The following is a 17,611-nucleotide window of genomic DNA, read 5'->3' on the forward strand; positions in this document are numbered from 1 at the left end:
CGAAAGGAACCAGCCATGTTGATTGCCGATGGTGGAGGCAGCGTACGCGTGCCGGTGAACGTACCCAACCCCGTGAACACGGCGCAGCAGCCTGCGAGTTCGGCCGAGTCGGACGCCGCGGCCCGCGCACGGGAGTTGCAGCGCCAGCTGGAAGAGCTGCTCGCAAAGATCCAGGAGGCACAGCGGCAGGCCGAAGAGGCCCGCGAGCGCGCCATCAAGGCGCAGCGCAAGGCCCAGGAGGCCAAGGACCATGCCCTGGCCATGGAGGTGCAGGCGCAAAAATCCAAGGACCTGGCCGACGCCAACAAGGCCAGGAAGGCGCAGCAGGACGCCGGGCTCGAAGACGCACGCGCCAAGGCCGCGAGCGCGGAAGCCAACCTGAACGACAAGGACCTGACGCTGCTCAAGGCCAAGATCGACCAGAAGAAGGAACAGCAGAAAAGCCCCGAAGCCAAGGCCTCCGCGGACACCGACGAGAAAGTGAAGAGCGCCCAGACCGACCGCGACGGTGCACAGAAGACCAACGAACTTTCGAAGCTCTCTCTCGACGCGCAGGAGAAGGAGAGCAAGGCGCAGGACGCCGAGGCCAAGGTCGTCGAGTTGACGCCCACGCCGGGTCGCCCGTCGGCCACCATCACCGACAAGGAGCGCACGGCGCTCGACAAGGCCGAGGAAAAGGCCAAGACACTGCGCGGCGAGGCGGACGCCGCGACGAAGAAGTTCGGCAGCGAGATCGGCGAAGAGGCGAACACCGAGTTCTGGGGCAATCCGCCCGCGCCGACAGGCACCGAGGGGCCGCCCGCGCCGGCCGCCGACGATCCGCTGCAAACGCCGCTCACGCAACTGCTGCAGGTCTCGCCGAAGGCCACCACCAACCCGGCCGCCAGCAACGGACTGCTGTTCACCCCGACGCTGACCGTTGGCAACACGGGAACCACCAGCGGCAGCCTGCTCGTGCCGCCGTCCACCTTGTCGTCCGGCACCGGCACGAACGCGACGTCGCCATTCAACACCTTCCTCAAGTCGCCAGAGCCGGTCGTCACGCCGCAGGTGAAGAAGACGCTGACGGACATTGCGGACGGAAAGAGCGTGGAGCAGATCGCGAGCGACCGCAAGATGCGCGTCGACCAGGTGATGTCCGAGGCCAACGCGGCGGGCGTCAAGATCACCACGGCCGCGCCGAAGGACGGCGTGCAGGCCACCACCATCCAGCGCGGCGACGCCTCGCTGACCTACAGCCGCGACGCGAAGCAGGACACCCTTTCGGTCAAGGGCAGCATCACCGACCCGAAGGCACCCGGCGGTCAGAAGGCCATCGACGCGAAGGAAGACGGCAGCGGGCGCTACAGCCAGACGACGAAGGACGCCAAGACCGGCGACACGACCACCACAACCCTCGACAGCAGCGCCGGCACGCGCACCGTGAGCGTGGTCGACGAGAACGGCCTGCGCACCGACACCACCACGTCGCTGACCGGCGCAGAGGTCACGCGCCCGGTGGGCGACTACGAGGGCTACCGGGAGGTCGCCAAGGCCGCCGACCTGACGCTCGAGCAGCTGCTGGCACTGAACCCCGACGTGGACTACGGCAAGCCGCTCAAGCCCGGCCAGGAGATGGTCGTGACGGGCGTGCCCACGACCGTGAAGACCTTCGGCAAGGATGGCTCGGCACTCGAGAAGACCACCGCGAGCGACGGCACGCTGCAGGTGGTGGCCACGAGCGCGGACGGCCGGCGCACGGTGCTGATGGGTGAGCCCGATGCCAGGAACGGCCCGGGCGAAGCGGCGCGCAAGTCGATCTTCGACGACAAGAAATCCGTGGCGGATACCGCGAAGAAACTCGGCATGACCGAAGCCGAAGTGCTCGCGGCCCTGCCCGAGGGCACGGTCGACGTGAGAGAGCCCACCACCGACAACGGCGACGTCGAGATACGCACGCTGTACGACCCGGGCACCAACCGCGTGGTGGTCGAGACGACGGACTGGCAGCACGGCGACGTGAGCCGCAAGGATATCGGCGAGAAGGCGAAGTTCACCGTCACGCAGAAGGACCCCAAGACCGAAAAGTCCGAGAAGGTCGAGGTCGAAGGGGGCGTCGGCTACCTGCAGAACGAGGCCGAGAACAAGGCGGCCCAGGCCGATGGCTATGGCCGCGAGATCAGCGACCTGGACAAGGACATCCGACTCTACAAGCGCATGGGCGAGCCGGTGACCGACCTGGTCGAGCAGCGCAAACAGCTGGTGTCACAGCAGAAGGACGCACAGGGCGAAGCCAAGATCGCCGAAAGCAAGGCCACCGCGGCCTTCACCAGGCGCCAGCAGGTGTTGGTCGACGAAGACGCGCGCGTGGCCTACCAGAACCTGGCCTATGCGCGGCCCGGCAGCAAGGACCAGTCGAAGGCAGCCAAGGTGCTGGACGACCAGCTCGAGCGGCTGGACCACATCGACCGGCTCGTCGATGCGGCCGACAAGGAGGTGGACCTGGCCAAGGCCGATCTCGACAAGGCCCAGAAGCAGGACGACAAGGCGCAGGCCGACGCCGACCTGCAGACGGAGTTCCAGAAATGGAAGCGCACCTGGCTCTGGAACGGCCTCGACGAGAAGGAGATCCAGAAGCGCGAGGCCGAGGGCGCAACGCCCGTCGGGCACTCGTACCGCAACGACGAGGAGGAAAACAAGGCGGCGTGGAAGGCCTTCGTCCAGCAGCAGGAAATGATGGACGAGCATGGCGACAAATACCTCACCGATGCGGGGCGGCCCGCGCGCGACGCCTGGCTGAACCGCAACAAGGCCAGCGACGCGGCGCTGGATTCCGGCATCCGCTACGACAAGGCCTCGATCGCGAGCGCCACGGCCAATGGCCACGTGGCCAAAGGCGAGGTCGACCGGTTGCAGTACAAAAAGGATCTGTGGGTCGATGCCAACCCGAACTCGTTCAAGGAGAGCTTTGCACAGCAGGACAAGCTCGACAACGCCACCGACAGGCTTGCCAAGAGCAAGATCGGCGTCCTGCTGGACGACGGGCACAAGAAGTACACCGAGTTCCTTGCGAAGTCGCCCGTGTCCGAACGCGAGGACCCGGAAGGGCTCAAGAAGCTGCAGCAGCAGTACAACAACGACAACGAGGAATCTGCAGAAAAGATCAGCCAGCAGATCCAGGATCTGAAGCTGGGGCGCACGGGCCAGCAGGCGAAGTCTGCGGAGGCCTTCATCGCACAGTGGGCGGCGCGAAACCCCGAACTGCAAAGGCAGATCGAAGCCTTCGACGCGCGTCCCATCCCCGGCAGCGTGCGCGCCGCCGAGGCCCGCATGCAGGAGAAGGAAGACCTTCTCGCGTCGTCCGAGCAGGGGCAGCAGCTGCAGAAGGCGAAAAGCATCAAGATCAGGGCCGAGAATGAACTGACCCAGCTCAGCTGGGACGACGAAGAGCGGGTGCAGAATGACTACGACACGTCCAAGAAAGCGCAAGAAGGCCACACCTGGCTGCGCGACATCTTCGACGATTCCGCCGACGAGTCGCTCGACTACACGAAGGACCAGCTCGATGCGGTGAAGCGGCTCAAGGACAAGCTGGCCTCGGGAGAGATCTCGCTCACGGAGTACGTGGATCAGGAAGACGAGCTCATGGACGCCTATGGGCTCAAGGCCGTCGACCTTACCCGCGAGGCCAGGGAGAACGACGAATACTGGAGCGTGGTGGACGAAGCCGCGCGCATAGGCACCTCGACGCTCGCGGGCATCGGCGCCACCATCCTCTCGGGCGGCAACGTGGCGGCGGGCATCGCCGTCGGCTTCGCCGTCAGCGAGCTCTGGGACACGACGGGCGACGTGGTGGCCGCGGCCCAGGGCCGCAACATCCAGGCCGACGGCCACACTTCCTTGTTCACGTTCGGCTACAAGGCGGCCACGGGGGACGTCACCTGGGACGACGCCAAGTTCATGTTCAAGGACGAAGTGGTCGACCTCGCCTCGGCCGCCGTCACGCCGACCGGCGTGGGCGCAGGCATGCGCACCAGCGCGGCCCTGACCGCGAAGTTCGCGGCCAAGGAGGGCGTGCAGCTCGGCGCCAACACCACGCTCAAGTTCACCAACCGGGTGGCTATCGGCACGCGCGCCGGTTTGAAATCGCAGGTCGTCGACGGGGTCGGCCGCGTGGGCGTGGACACCCTGCATGTCGGCCTCGACGGCCAGCTCGCCTCGGAGGAGGGTAACAGGCGCATCGGGGCGGCCATCGTCAGCTCGGCCGCAGGTTTGCTGACCGCGCCGATCACCGGGGGGATCTCGGGTGCTGCGCCGTTGCCGAACGCCATGAAAGGCATGGCCGCAAAGGCGAAGTTCGGTGGCGCGGTAACCGCGCAGTTTGCGAACGACGCCGCCGGCAGCTGGGGCACCGGCCATCTGATTTCGCTGACCAACAACGGCCGCTTGATGAACGACGCCGAAACCACCGCGGCGTGGATCCAGGCGTTCCCGGGTACGGTGAACAACATCGCGCTGCATCCGCACATGGCGCGCAAGATGGCAGCAGCAGCGGCGGCGGCGGCGGAGCAGAAGCAACAACAGCAGCAGAACGCAGGCAATCCTGCGAATGTGGTCGCTGCAGCGAATGCTGCCAACGTGGGGGACGCGGGCAGTCCTGCGGTCCCGGTGGCCGGTGACCCGCAGGCGCATGTGCCGCAGGTGCATGCGCCGCAAAACCCTGGCGGCGGCACTGGCGTTGCGCCGCGCCCGATCAACGTCAAGACGGATCATCTCCCGGGTCTTGCAGGCCGTGACGTCGACCACCTCGTGGTGGTGAACGCGAGCTCCCGGGATCTTGCGACAGGGCTCGGCACACACACCCGTGCCGCCGAGGCGCTCGCGCCGGGCGGCGTGGTCGAGTTCCGCGTGGCGCTGGACACGCAGAAGGTCGTCGCCTCGGCCGCGGACCCGAAGGCGCCGGGCAGCGGCGGCAAGGTCAAGGCCGGCAAGGACGGCGCCGACGAAGGCGGCGTGACGCGCAAGGGCGACGAGGCGCAACAGCAGAAGGAGCACCAGGCAGCGCAGGACAACGCCATTCGCGTGCGGCTGCGCGGCGTGGGCCTGGAGAACGTCAGGATCACACGCAACGCGAATCCCGGCGCGGGCCGGCCCGAGATCGTCGTGCAGGCAAGCAGGCCGGCGATGGCCCGCGCGCCCGAGAGCGTCTTCGCGAAGCCCGCCTACGACGGCTACGACCAGCGCATGTCCTACCTGCGCGGTGACGAAATGGTGGGCATCTACGGCGCGGGCACGCGGCCCGACCCCGTCGCGCTCGAGGCTGCGCGCAACGAGGCGCGCGCCGCCCGGCGCGACATGCGCGTCGGCCTGACGGTGCGCAACCGCCTGAACGTGAACGAAGCCCAGCCCTGGCTCGCTTCGCCCACGATGCAATCGGTGAGCACCGGCATCGGCACGCGCACCAACTTTCGCGAGATCGCCCGGGGCGCCTACGACAGCTTCCAGCTGCGCTCCACGGCGCCGTTGAAGAACGCGCTGGGCAAGGAGCTGTCGGTCGCGGTGCGGCCCGACGAATACCGGCGCACCAGCATGCTGCAATGGGGTGTGCTGCCGTTTTCGCGCGACACCATCTTCACCGTGTTCGCGAAAGACCTGATCGGCATCGCGAAGAAGGAGATGTTCGGCGAGGGAACACCAGGCTATGGCGTGAACATGCGCTCGGCCAAGGTCGTCGGGCCGGCTGCCGACGGCTCGGGCCAGGTGGTGGAGGTGACGCTCAGCGTCAAGCTCGACGGCGAGCACGTCACGCTGGCCGAAGGCCAGAAGGACTTCCTGGGCGGCAAGGCCGGCAACACGCCGGGCGACCATGTGAAGGTGTCGAGCAGCCTGCTGTTCGACCGCGTGATCGAGGATCGCCGGTTCGCACCGTTCATTCCCGCGCTGAAGAAGATCACGGGCTACAACGGCGTGTTCTCGGCGTCGGTGGAGCGGCGCTGGCAGATGCTGCTGAAGGACGTGATCGGCAAGGACGACATCGTGCCCGCGCGCTTCTTCGAGCAGTTCCAGAAGACTTTCGCCGATGCGAAGTACAAGATGCAGGTCGTGGTGCCGCACGCGGACGCCGCGAAACTGTACGACGCGACGGCGATCGATGTGCGCGACTTCGTCGCCGGGCCGAACGTGCGGGCCCTCAAGGACCTGGTCGCCAAAGGCCATGTGGACCCCGCGAAGGCGCTGGTCTTCGTTCCCGAGCGCGGCGGCAACCATCACCGCACCGCGGTGCCGGGCAAACCGGTGCAGAACGAGCTCGTCGACCTGACCGGCAAGCTGCGGCGGGTGCCGCACGAATCGACCAGCAACGTCTGGGTGATCTTTGCCGACAACAAGCTGGAGCGCGGCTTCGAGCGCGGGATGTACCGGGTCAAGAGCTTCGCCTACAACATGCTGCCCGAATCGGCGCAGCGCTCGCAGCCTTCGCCGCACCACGTGGCGGGCCGCGGCAACCTGATCGACGGAATGACGGGTGGCCGGGGCCGGCCCGACTCCAACGGATCGCTGCGGCTCACCGCCGTGTTTCCGGTGCCCAGGGTCTTCCATGCGGGCCTGCTCGCGGGCAGCACCGAGTTCCGCCTGCAGATGGGCGTGGACGCGCCGGGCGTCTCCAGGTCGGTGGCAAAGGGGGGCACGAGCAGCGTCAGGGTCTCGCCGGACGGCACGGCCGCGGTGGATGTGCCGAACTGGTTCCCGCGCCTGCTCGAACAGTCGCTCACCGGCTCGACGCCGCTCGTGCCGACGGGCGGCACGAAGCAGCTGGGCAAGTTCTTCGACGATCTGCAAACGGTTCTCGGCCCCGAGCAGCGTGCCACCGTGGCCGCGCTGCGCGAAAAGCACACGGGCGGCGACAAGCCGACGATCGGCGATGCGAAGTTCCTGCGCGCCGACGTGGCGCAGGACATCGTGGACGTGCTGACGGGCCTGCAGCCCGGCAATGGACGCAAACCCCAGGCGCTGGTGGCGGGGCAGCGGCCCGACGAGGCGGTGCCCGCGAGGTCCGCGGCCGCGACGCGTCCCTCGGGGCTGCGCCGCGCGGACCTGAACTACGTCGACGGCGAGGTCACAGTCAAGGGGCGGCCGGTGCAGGCCAGCGACATCGAGCTCGCCGTGCCGGCGGACAGCATCCTGATCATCGCGAACAGGGCCAACCCGCCGAGTGCCGAGCGCATCGCGGCGGACGTGCGCGCCGCGGGACACCCCGAAGGCAAGGACGTGGTGATCTTCCTCTGCGACGCAGGAACGCCGGCGCGGCCCGATGCGCCGGTGCCCGCATCGCTGGCACGGGACGTGAGCAACAAGCTCGGCGCGCGCGTGCATGCGGTGGATGGCGACGTGGTGCTGGGCGAGCAAGTCGCACTCGGCGGCAGCGCCGTCACGCAGCGGCCGAACCTGCCGCTGACCGATGTGTCGCAGAACGCGCCGCACCGCACGGCCGATGCGAACCTCGACGCGCAGAAGCGCTTCTGGCTCGAGCCGGGCGGCCGCACGCAGGAGGCTGAGGCGCCGTTCGCGCAGAACGTGCTCGACAAGGGCGCGTGGGTGGGCGACAAGACCATCGATCCGCTGCACCTGGGCATCGAAGAGCGTGCGGTCGAGCTGGTGCCCTTCGATGCGCAGCATGCGCGCGACGTGCTGCCTTACCTGGCGAAGGAGTTGAAGTACAGCCCCGACTACATGCGGCTCAAGGCCGACGGCATGACGGAAAAATGGGTCGCAGAAATCGAGGCCGGCACGCGCATGGCCTTCGTGATCTATCCCGCGCCCGGCTCCGCGGCGCAGCGCCGGCCGCTCGGCATCATTGCCGTGCACAAGGAACCGCTGATCGGCGACAACTACATTGGCACGCGCGATTCCGCCGACTACAAGGGCGAGGCGCCGGCGGGCCGGCTGGGGAGGCAGGAGCTGCTCGACCGTGGCGAAGTGTGGCAGTTCTCCACCTACCTCAGCGCCGACCGTGCTTCATCCCGGAACCGCAAGTCGCCGTTCCCCGGCGGGGTGGTCAACTCGGCCGCGAAGAAGCAGGTGATGGATCTGGCGGTGGCGGAGCTGACACGCCGGGGCGAACCTATCGACGCCTTCTATGCGCGCGTGCATGCCGGCGCGCCCGAGGCCGTGCCCGCACTCGGCTGGCCGGAGACCGTCAACGCCAAGAGCCTCGTCAGCCAGGAGCGCATGGCCGGCGGCGGACCGCTGGCCGTGGTGCACGAGAAGGGCCCGCACGCACCGGGTGAAACAGCGCCGACGCGCTATGTCGCCATCTTCGAAACGCCGGTGAGCCGCTATGCCGAAGACGGTCCCGGCACGGCGGCATACCGCTCGCTGATCGATACCCAGATCGGCAATGACCCGCGCTCGCACCGATGGCTCGGGCCACAGGAGTGGCAAGGCCAGCCGCTGGTGCATCGCCCGGCCGACCTCAACTACCTGGAGGGCAATGCCACGGTGAACGGCCGCCCGGTGCCGGTGCGCGACGTCGAGGTGGCGGTGCCGGAGAAAGCTTTCCTCGTGATGGCCGACGAGGCGAATGTGCCGAGCCCCGCGCGCATGGCCGCCGACATGCGCGCGGCCGGCTATGCCGACGGGCAGGAGGTGGCGCTCTACATCTGCCGCGCCGGCGAGATGGCGAACCCGGCCGCGCCGGTACCCGAGTCTCTCGCATTGCAGCTCGGCGACAAGCTGGGCGCACGCGTGCATGCCGTGGAAGGCACCATCAAGCTGGGCGAGAAGATAGAACTCGGCGAAGGCGACTTCGTCAGCGCCCAGCCGAAGCTGCCGCTGATGGACGTCTCGACCGGCCGCCCCCACGCCAACGAGAACTTCGACGCGCAGAAGCGCTACTGGCTCGCACCCAACGGCCGGGGCGAACGCGTCGACGCGCCGCTTGGCGCCGATGTGCGCAACATGGGCGCGCGGGTCGGCGACAACTGGATCGACCCGTTCGTGCTGGGCATCGAGGACAGGGTGGTGCGGCTGGAGCAGTTCAGCGACCGCAATGCGTCCACGGTGCTGCCGTCGCTGAAAAAGCAGCTGGCCGTCAGTCCCGACTTCAAGAATCTCGGGCCGGAAGGCATGGCGCGCAAGTGGCAGCAGGAAATGGAGGACGGGACCCGGATGGCCTATGTCGTCTATCCGGCCGAAGGCTCGCCGCTGGGCCAGAAGCCGCTCGGCATTATCGCGGTGCATCGCGAGGCGCTGGTCGACGGCAAGTATGTGAAGACGCTGCCCGCGTCTTACTACCGCGACGGCAAGTTTCCCGCGGGCGAGGTGTCGCGCGAAGAGCTGGTTGCGCGCGGCGATGTCTGGCAGTTTTCGACCTATCTCAACGCCGATGCGAAGCAGGTGCCGGGCACCAACAAGGCCGGCAAGATGCTGACCATCGAGGAGGCCGCCGCCGAGGGCAAGCGGCGAGGGGAAGAGGTCCTGGCCTTCTACGCACGCGTGCACGGCGGTGGCCCGCTCGTGCTGATGGAGCCGCACGTCAACGCCAACACAAGTTTGTTCGGCCAGGAGTCGATGGCACGCCGAGGCCCCATTGCCGTGGGCCTGGAGCAGGGCTCGCCAGTGACCGGCGGTGCCGACCGCTACGTGCTGATCTTCGAGACGGATCGCGGGTTGTACCTGCCGGACGGCGCCGGCAGGAAGAAGTGGACCGCCGATATCCAGAACCTGATCGACAGCCATCCGGATCCGGCCTCGTGGCTCGGTGCGGCCCAGGACACCGGAGCGTCCGGCCCGGCAGCGAGCAACGCCGCGAGCCGAGATGCGACCGCGAACGTGACCCCGGGGCGGGGCGCATCGGCAATCGATCCGGACAGCGTCGCCCGCCAGACCTATGACGCCCTGGCGAACGAGTTGGGCCTGACCGCCACGCAGGCCGACGCCATGCGCGGCTGGACCGTGGCGCATCGCGATGCGGTGACCGGGTTCTACGATGCCCGGCTGTCCAGCCTGAAGGCCGACACCGTCGCGCGCGCGCAAGCGCACGTCGCGCAGAGCGGCGACGAGGCGCACTACGTGTCGGCGGACATCGGCAACCTGGGCGGGCTGAATGCGGCGATGAACAATGTGGCGGAGGCCGCCAACGTTCACTTCCGCGGACTTGCCGAGATCCTCTCCACGCGTCTGGGCGCGACCGATGCCACGGTGGTGCCGATGCGCACCGGCGGCGACGAACTCGGCGTGGTGGTCGTGGGCATCGACGAACCCACGCTCGCAAATGCCGTCGAGGCGACGCAGCGGCAGGTTTCACGCTACGCGGAAGACCACGGCCTGGCCGACATTCCGCATCCCAAGCACGAAGACCAGGCCGGCGTCGGCCTGCACATCGGGTATACATCGGTATCGCCCGACAAGACCCTGGACCACATCTTTACCGAGGCCGACCAAGGCGTCGACAGGAGCAAGCAGCATGTCACAACAGACAAGGGACGAACGGCTGGGACTGACCGGCCTGAGCCCGGAGCAACGAAAGCAACGCCTGCAGCAACTGCAGCAGGAAGTGGACGAGGAGCGCCAGCGCGCGAAGACCGCGCTGGAGGCCCAGCGCGCGGCGCGCCGGAATCAGGCCAACCCGAAGTCCTGACGCCGGCCCATCCGACACGCTTCGCAACGGGCTCGCACGATCACGCGAGGATCGATCCGGACGCGGTCAGGCTGCAGGAGTTTTCCGATGCGGCCCGCGCCGCCGGCCTCGACACGCGGCAGTTCACAGGCCTGCTGCACTACGCGAATGCTGCCAAGGACAGCGTGACGGGCTTCTATGACGCGCGTCAATCCGGCGTGAAGGCCGATACCGTGCTCCGGCTGCAGGACCTGGTGGCCAGTTCGGACGACAACGGCTTCTACGTATCGGCTGACATCGCGAATCTTGGCGGCCTCAACCACGCGATGGGCAACGTGGCCGAACACGCCAACGTTCATTTCAAGGCCATGGCCACGCTGTTCGCGGATGAACTGGCGGCCACCGGCGCCACCGTCGTTCCGCTGCGAACCGGCGGCGACGAACTGTCTGCTGCAGTCGTGGGCCAGATCGACGAAGCGGGGCTGCGTGCCGCGCTCGGTGCGGCCGACCAGCGCATTGCGCGCTATGCGCAAGAGCAGGGGCTGGCCGACATTCCGCACCCCAAGCGCAAGGGCGAGAAAGGCGTCGGCATGCACATGGGCTATGCCGAGGCCATGCCCGGCCGAACGCTGGACCGCATCTTCACCGAGGCGGACATGGGCGTGGATGCGAGCAAGAATGCGGCGCGGCATCCCAGGATCGATTTCGAGGATGGGCAGCCCGTGGCGCTGAGGACGAGTGACGGAGACCAAATCTCGGCCCACCGGTTGACGATGATCGAGTCCGACGGCACGCGGCGGCCGATGACCGGGGCCGAGGTGGTCGCCATGATGGGGCCGCAGATCGGCGTGGGCGGGAACGGCACTGTGTACGAGTTCGGCACTGGCCAGGCGATCAAGATCCTGCGCACCGACAGCGATATCCGTGACGGTCGCTTCAGCATGGCTCTGGACGAGTTGCAAGTCGATCTGCCGGACGGCGCGACGATCCACAGCAGCATGAAGCGGGCGGTCGAGGAGGTGGCGGCCTTGCGGAAACTGGCCGATGCCGCGGGCGCGGAGAACGTGATCGACGTCAAGGGGCCTTACCTGGTGGGCAACCGCCTCGTCACGGTGATGCCCCGCTACGAAGAGTCGAGCACGGCGATGAGGGCCACCGCCACCCGCACGCTTACGGGACCGGGCACCGATCTTCTCAACGAACGCACCGCGACGGGGGTTGCGGCGATCTCGGAGGGTCTTCATCGTGCCGGGAAGGACCCTTGGGATCCGCAGTTCATGGTCGACTCGACGGGGCGGCCGGTTCTGCATGACCCTGCCGGGGTCCATGAAGGGTTGACTCCCTCCGATTTATTCAACAACGTGGTCACGCGGATGGCGCGCACCGGCCGGCAAAACGCCGCGCTTCGCGCCGCACCCGAAACTGCGGACAAGGCGTTGTTCGCGCTGGGGCCGGCGCCCGACGAAGTGGGCCGGATGGGCGGGTTGAAGTTGCCCGCCGGTTCCGGCGAAACACCGGGCGGCCTGTACCCCACGGTGGCGGCGGCCAAGTGGGCGGCTATGCGCGATGTGCCGCCGCCCGATGGCAGCCCGGCGAAGCCGGTGCCGCACATCTACACCGTGGATGCGGGCATGGCGCGCGATGCGCTGGCGGCGCGCCCGGCGCCGGACGGCACGCGCGCCATTCCCGGCGACGCGCTGATTGCCGCGCGCACGATCGACAGGTTCGGCAGGTTCGCGGCGTCGACGGACATGCGTCCGGGAGCGCCGATCGATATCGACTGGGAAGGCCGGCCCGTCACGATGAGGGACGCGGACACCGGCGCCGAGTTGCCCGTGCGTCGCTTGATGGTCCGCGAAGCGGATGGGACTCGGCGACCGATGACGGGGGCCGAGGTGGTCGCCATGACGGGGCAAGACATGCTCGGCCGCGGCAGCTCCGCCGATGTGTACCCGTTCGGCGAAGGGCAGGTGATCAAGATCTTCCGCCAAACTCGCGCGCCCGATCCGGACCAATCACATCTGCTGGTGGACTTGCCCGACGGCGCAACGCTTCATCCCCGCATGGCCGCGGCGGTAGGAGAAGTGGCCGCGGTGCGGGAGCTTCGCGAAGCGGCTGGTGGGTCGGGGTTCGTCGACGTCAAGGGGCCTTTCCTGGTGGGCGACCGCCTGGCCCTGGTCATGCCGCGGCACCCGTTCGCGGGCAAGAGGCTGGAACTGGACCTGGAGATGCGGACCTATTCCGGCGAGGGCAGCGAGCTGCTCAACGAACGCACCGCGCGCACCGCAGGCGTCCTTACTGATCGGCTGAATGCTGCGGACAAGTTCCCTGGCGACCCACAGCACCTGGTCGAGCAAGACGGTTCGGTGACCGGCTTCGATCCGCTGGAGGTTTCCAGTGGGGAGCTGGCGCAGAACTATCACGAGGGCCAGGCGCTGAAGCTGGCTCGCACGGGGCGCCACAACGCCGCGCAACGCCCGGCGCCAGAGACGCCGAATGCCGGCAAGGTGCAGTTCGTGGTCGGGTCGTCGCCCGAACGCGTGATCGCAGCAGGCGGGCTGGAGATACCGGCCCCCGATGGCGTGCACACCACGGTGGCCGGCGCCAAGTGGGCCGCGATCGAACCCATGCCGGCCCCATTTGATCGCGACGGAAGCGAGGAAGCCGCCTACGTCTACACCACCGACCGTGACAGCGTGCAGGTTGCCGCGGATGGGATGCATGCGATTCCCCTGGAAGCCATTCTTTCGGGGCGCCAAGTGGACGCGTTCGGCCGCTTCGTTCCCGATCAGACCGTGCGTTTCCGTGCCACCGGCGGCACCGTCGGCAGGCAGATCCCCGAAGGGCTCATCGATCTGAGCAAGCTCGGGCAGAGAAAGGACGGCCCGGACCGGGGCGCGAGCACCTAGGCCGAGGTGACGGAGGAGTCCGGCGCCGCCGCCTGCGCCAGCACCCAGTCCCTGAACACCCGCATGCCCCGCGTCTCGCGCCGTCCCTTCGGCGCGCAGACGTAGTAGCCGCGCGGCGTCAGCGCGGCCTGGTCGATCGGGATCGCGATGCGCCCCGCGGCGAGCTCGTCCTCGATCAGGCAGCGCTGCACCACAGCGAGGCCGAGGCCCGAGATCACGCCCTGCACCAGCATCACGACCTGGTCGAAGTCGGCGGCGGGGCGTGGGTTTGCGTCGGGTACGCCTTGCGTGTCGAACCACAGGCGCCAGTTGTCGGGGTAGTTGGCGTGAAACAGCAGTGGGCGCTGCAACAGGTCTTGCGGCTGGCGCAATGCGAGCGGGCCGCGCAGGTCTTCGGGCCGGCAGATCGGCACGATCTCGCGGCCCACGAGATAGTCGGACTGGATGTCGGCCGAATGCCACGGCGCGCTGCCGGTGCGCACGCGGATCCAGCCGTCGATGTCAGGCTTGTCCAGTGCATCGTCGCGGCGATAGGGCGCGAACGAAATGGCCACCTCGGGATGGCGCTTGCGAAAATCGGGCAGCCGCGGAATCAGCCACTTGGTGGCCAGCGTTGGCGGTACCGAGAGGCGCAGCGTGTGCGGTCCGTGTGGCGCACCGGCGGCTTCGGCGGCGGCCTCGAGTTGCCGCAGCGCAGGTCCCACGTTGTCCAGGTAGGCGCGGCCCGCGTCGGTCAATGTGCTGAGCCGGCCATGCCGATCCAGCAGGCGCACACCCAACTCTTCTTCGAGCCGCGCCACCGCGCGGCTCACCGCGCCCTGCGTGACGCACAGTTCGTCGGCTGCTTTGGAGAAGCTGCCCAGACGCGCGGTGCTGGCAAAAGCGTGCAACTCGTGCAGAGACGGTGAACGGATGCGCATGGGTGGAGTGGGTGGCCCGCTATGAGCGGGAGTCATAGCAAGCGGCGCAATTGTCACCCCAAACATGCGGGGACGATTCACATAATCGCCGCACTCCAGGGCACCTTGCCCGTGTGTTGTCTCCCTGTTATTTCTTTCGACTTAATCGCAATGAACAACCGCCGCGAACTCCTGCTGGCCATCAGCGCCGTTGCTTTCGGGCTACCGCTCGCTGCTGCCGATGCCCGCGCTTCGACCTATCCGGACAAGCCGGTCAAGCTGATCGTGCCGTTTTCGCCCGGCGGTTCGACCGACCTCGTCGCGCGGCTCCTGGCCGAGAAGATGTCTGTCATCCTCGGGCAGCAGGTGGTGGTCGACAACCGCGCGGGAGCGGGTGGCACCATCGGCATTTCGGCGGTGGCGCGGGCCGAGCCGGACGGCTACACGATCGGCATGGCCACCGTGAGCACGCATGGCGCCAACCCGGCCGTCTACACCAAGCTGAGCTACGACCCGGTGAAGGACTTTCAGCCGATCACCAACGTGATGTCGGTGCCCAGCGTGTTCGTGGTCAACCCCAAGCTGCCGGCTAAAAGCATGAAGGAGTTCATCGCACTGGCCAAGTCCGAGCCCGGCAAGATCACCTTCGCGTCGCCCGGCAACGGCTCGCTCGGACATGTGAACGTCGAGCAGTTCATGGACCTTGCGGGCATCCGGCTCACGCACGTGCCGTACAAGGGCGCGGGCCAGGCGGCGGCCGATGCGCTGGCCGGCACGGTCGACGCCATGACCGACAACCTGCCGTCGTCGCTGCCGCACATCAAGTCGGGCAAGCTGCGCGCACTGGCGGTGCTGTCGCCGCAACGCTCGCCACTGCTGCCCGATGTGCCGACCTACCGCGAGCTCGGCTTCGAAGCCATGAGCGAGGGTGGCTGGTTCGGCCTGGTCGCGCCTGCCGGTACGCCGCCTGCCGTGGTCGAGAAGCTGATGGCCAGCGCGCACCAGGCCATGCAGGACCCCGCTTTCAAGCAGCGCACGGTCGACATCTCGGGCGTGCCGATGGCCAATACACCGGCACAGTTCGCGCAGCAGATCCGCGAAATGATGGACAAATACGCGCGCATCGCCAAGGTGGCGAACATCAAGCTGTGAGCGCGCGCAGCATGGAGAGCAGCGATCCGGCCGTCGTTGTCGCCGATCCGCCGCCCGGCGTGGCCCGGCTGCCGCTGGTGTGCGATTCGCCGCACAGCGGCACGCGGTACCCGGCGGACTTTGTCACCCGCGTTCCGTTCGCGCAGCTGCGCCAGGCCGAGGACACCCACGTCGACACGCTCTGGGCCGCCGCGCCGAGACACGGCGCCACGTTGCTGGCCGCACAGTTTCCGCGCGCCTACATCGACCCCAACCGGGCCATCGACGACCTGGACCCCGAACTGCTCGATGGACCATGGCCGCTGCCGCTGAACCCGGGCGAGAAATCTCGCCTGGGCTACGGCCTGGTCTGGAGCCGCATCGCGGCCGACGAGCCCTTGTACGACCGGCCGCTGCAGACCGCCGCGGTGCAGTCGCGCATCGAGAAATACTGGAAGCCCTATCACGTGGCGCTGTTCGCCGCGGTCAAGCGCGCGGTAACCGACTTCGGCGCCCTGTGGCACCTCAACCTGCACTCGATGCCCGGCAACGCCTACGAGAAGCTGCGCATCCAATCGACCCGTCCGCTTGCGGACTTCGTGCTTGGCGACCGCGAAGGGACCACCTGCGGCCCCGAGCTGCTGGAGGTGGTGGAAGCCACCGTGCGAGCCCACGGCTATACGGTGGCGCGCAACGATCCGTACAAGGGCGTGGCACTGATCGCCGAAATCGGCAACCCCGCCAGGAAGCGCCACAGCCTGCAGATCGAAATCCGCCGGCCGCTGTACATGAACGAAGCAACGCGCGAACCGAACGATGGATTCGCTGCGCTGCAGCGCTGCATCGAAGCCACCATCGGCGCGGTGGCGGCGCACGTGCAGTTGCAGTTGAGGAGGGAGTAGCCGGCAATGCCGCAGCGCCGATACCTTCTACCCGGCAATGCCGTTCCTGGCCGAGGGCGGCTGCAGGGCGTCGAATGCCGAAAGCCTGCGGTAGTCGCCGGGCAACACCGCATAGGTGCCAAGAAAGGTCTTGTGCAGATGGCTCTGGTCGGTGAAGCCGGCGGCATGCGCCGCGTAGGTGACGCGCGCGCCGCCGGCAATGAGGTCGCGTGCGTATTCGATGCGGTGGCCCACCACCATTTCGTGCGGTGTGAATCCCATCGCGCCCTTGAAGCGCCGCTGCACGTGTACCGGATGCAGGCCCGCCGCATCGGCCAGGCTGTCCAGCGTCATGCGCTGATGAAAGCCGGACGCGATCAGTTCATACAGCCTGTTCATCCGGTCGTCGCCGCTGTCGACAACGCGCGCGGGCGGCGCGCGCAACGGAATCCACCGGGCCAGGCGTTGGCGCAGCAGGGCGCGGCCCACGGCGTTGTCTTCTTCATTGCCCAGGCCCGTGCTCGTGGGTTCATACAGGAGCCGATGGCACTCGATAAAATCGAAGGCCTCGGATGCGTCGAGAAAAACCGAGACGCCTGCATCGTCTTCCACGCGGGCCAACCGTGTGCTCTCGTGCGCCGCGCTGATGCAGCGGGCGACGGCGGAGCTGCAGTACATCGCGTCCTCGCGCCACGGAACGCCGCATGCTCGCACCGAGTGCCAGACCTGCGGCGCGATACGCAGCAGGGCGCCCGGCGGTACCACCGTCACGCGGTTGCAGGTACGCACGTGCAGTTCGGTGTTGGACACCGAGAGCGTGAATCCGACGTGCCTGTGCGGCCGGATCTCGTGATGCAGCAGCATGTTGGCGGTCAGTTGAAGACCTGTGAGATCAGCATCTCGCCAGTAGCGGGAAGCCAGGAGTTCCATCGAAAAGCAGGGCTCCCTGAACGTCTTGGTTTTGTTGAAAAAGAGCAATCGGCATGCCAGCCCTCGGCCTGCCTCCGCGGGCATTCACCCGAAGGTATTCAGTTGCGCGCCAGCGCGAGATGCCATCGCCCGCCGGCGCCGGCGAATGTGCTCGAGGCTAAGAATTTACAAGGCGGCATTGCCGCGCTTTGGTAGTTTGGCTCCAACCCCGCAGCGTCCACCGATGCATGCGGCACTTCCATCAGGCCTCTCATGATTGTTGGTACT

At 67.6% G+C, this 17,611-nt stretch carries 6 protein-coding genes; 4 read left to right on the forward strand and 2 right to left on the reverse strand.

Going from position 1 to position 17,611, the window contains the following annotated elements:
• The first annotated feature begins 15 nt into the window (after nucleotides 1-15).
• A complete protein-coding gene (locus tag ACJ7Z0_RS28590) occupies nucleotides 16-13,503 on the forward strand; it encodes a hypothetical protein (protein ID WP_434792551.1) in 13,488 nt (4,495 codons plus the stop codon).
• On the opposite strand, the gene ACJ7Z0_RS28595 is transcribed toward ACJ7Z0_RS28590, so the two are convergent.
• Nucleotides 13,500-14,423, reverse strand: coding sequence for a LysR substrate-binding domain-containing protein (locus ACJ7Z0_RS28595; RefSeq protein WP_434792552.1), 924 nt, complete (start codon nucleotides 14,421-14,423; stop codon nucleotides 13,500-13,502). The genes ACJ7Z0_RS28590 and ACJ7Z0_RS28595 overlap by 4 nt on opposite strands.
• A 150-nt stretch (nucleotides 14,424-14,573) precedes the next feature.
• On the opposite strand from ACJ7Z0_RS28595, the gene ACJ7Z0_RS28600 reads away from it, so the two are divergent.
• Nucleotides 14,574-15,554, forward strand: a complete 981-nt coding sequence (locus ACJ7Z0_RS28600) for a Bug family tripartite tricarboxylate transporter substrate binding protein (RefSeq protein ID WP_434792553.1) — start codon at nucleotides 14,574-14,576, stop codon at nucleotides 15,552-15,554.
• An 11-nt stretch (nucleotides 15,555-15,565) separates the two neighbouring features.
• Nucleotides 15,566-16,435 (forward strand): N-formylglutamate amidohydrolase, encoded by an 870-nt coding sequence (locus ACJ7Z0_RS28605; protein WP_434792739.1) that lies wholly within the window; start codon nucleotides 15,566-15,568, stop codon nucleotides 16,433-16,435.
• Between the two features lie 27 nt (nucleotides 16,436-16,462).
• Here the strand turns inward: ACJ7Z0_RS28605 and ACJ7Z0_RS28610 are convergent, their stop codons facing one another.
• Nucleotides 16,463-17,278: a helix-turn-helix domain-containing protein gene (locus ACJ7Z0_RS28610; protein ID WP_434792554.1), complete on the reverse strand. Its 816-nt coding sequence runs from the start codon at nucleotides 17,276-17,278 to the stop codon at nucleotides 16,463-16,465.
• On the opposite strand from ACJ7Z0_RS28610, the gene ACJ7Z0_RS28615 reads away from it, so the two are divergent.
• Nucleotides 17,267-17,539 carry a hypothetical protein gene (locus ACJ7Z0_RS28615; protein ID WP_434792555.1) on the forward strand — a complete coding sequence of 91 codons (273 nt, stop codon included), beginning with the start codon at nucleotides 17,267-17,269 and terminating at the stop codon, nucleotides 17,537-17,539. The two genes, ACJ7Z0_RS28610 and ACJ7Z0_RS28615, sit on opposite strands and share 12 nt — an antisense overlap.
• Nucleotides 17,540-17,611 lie beyond the last annotated feature (72 nt).

The organism is Variovorax palleresanus (assembly GCF_051144945.1).
Classification (GTDB): Bacteria; Pseudomonadota; Gammaproteobacteria; order Burkholderiales; family Burkholderiaceae_C; genus Variovorax; species Variovorax paradoxus_S.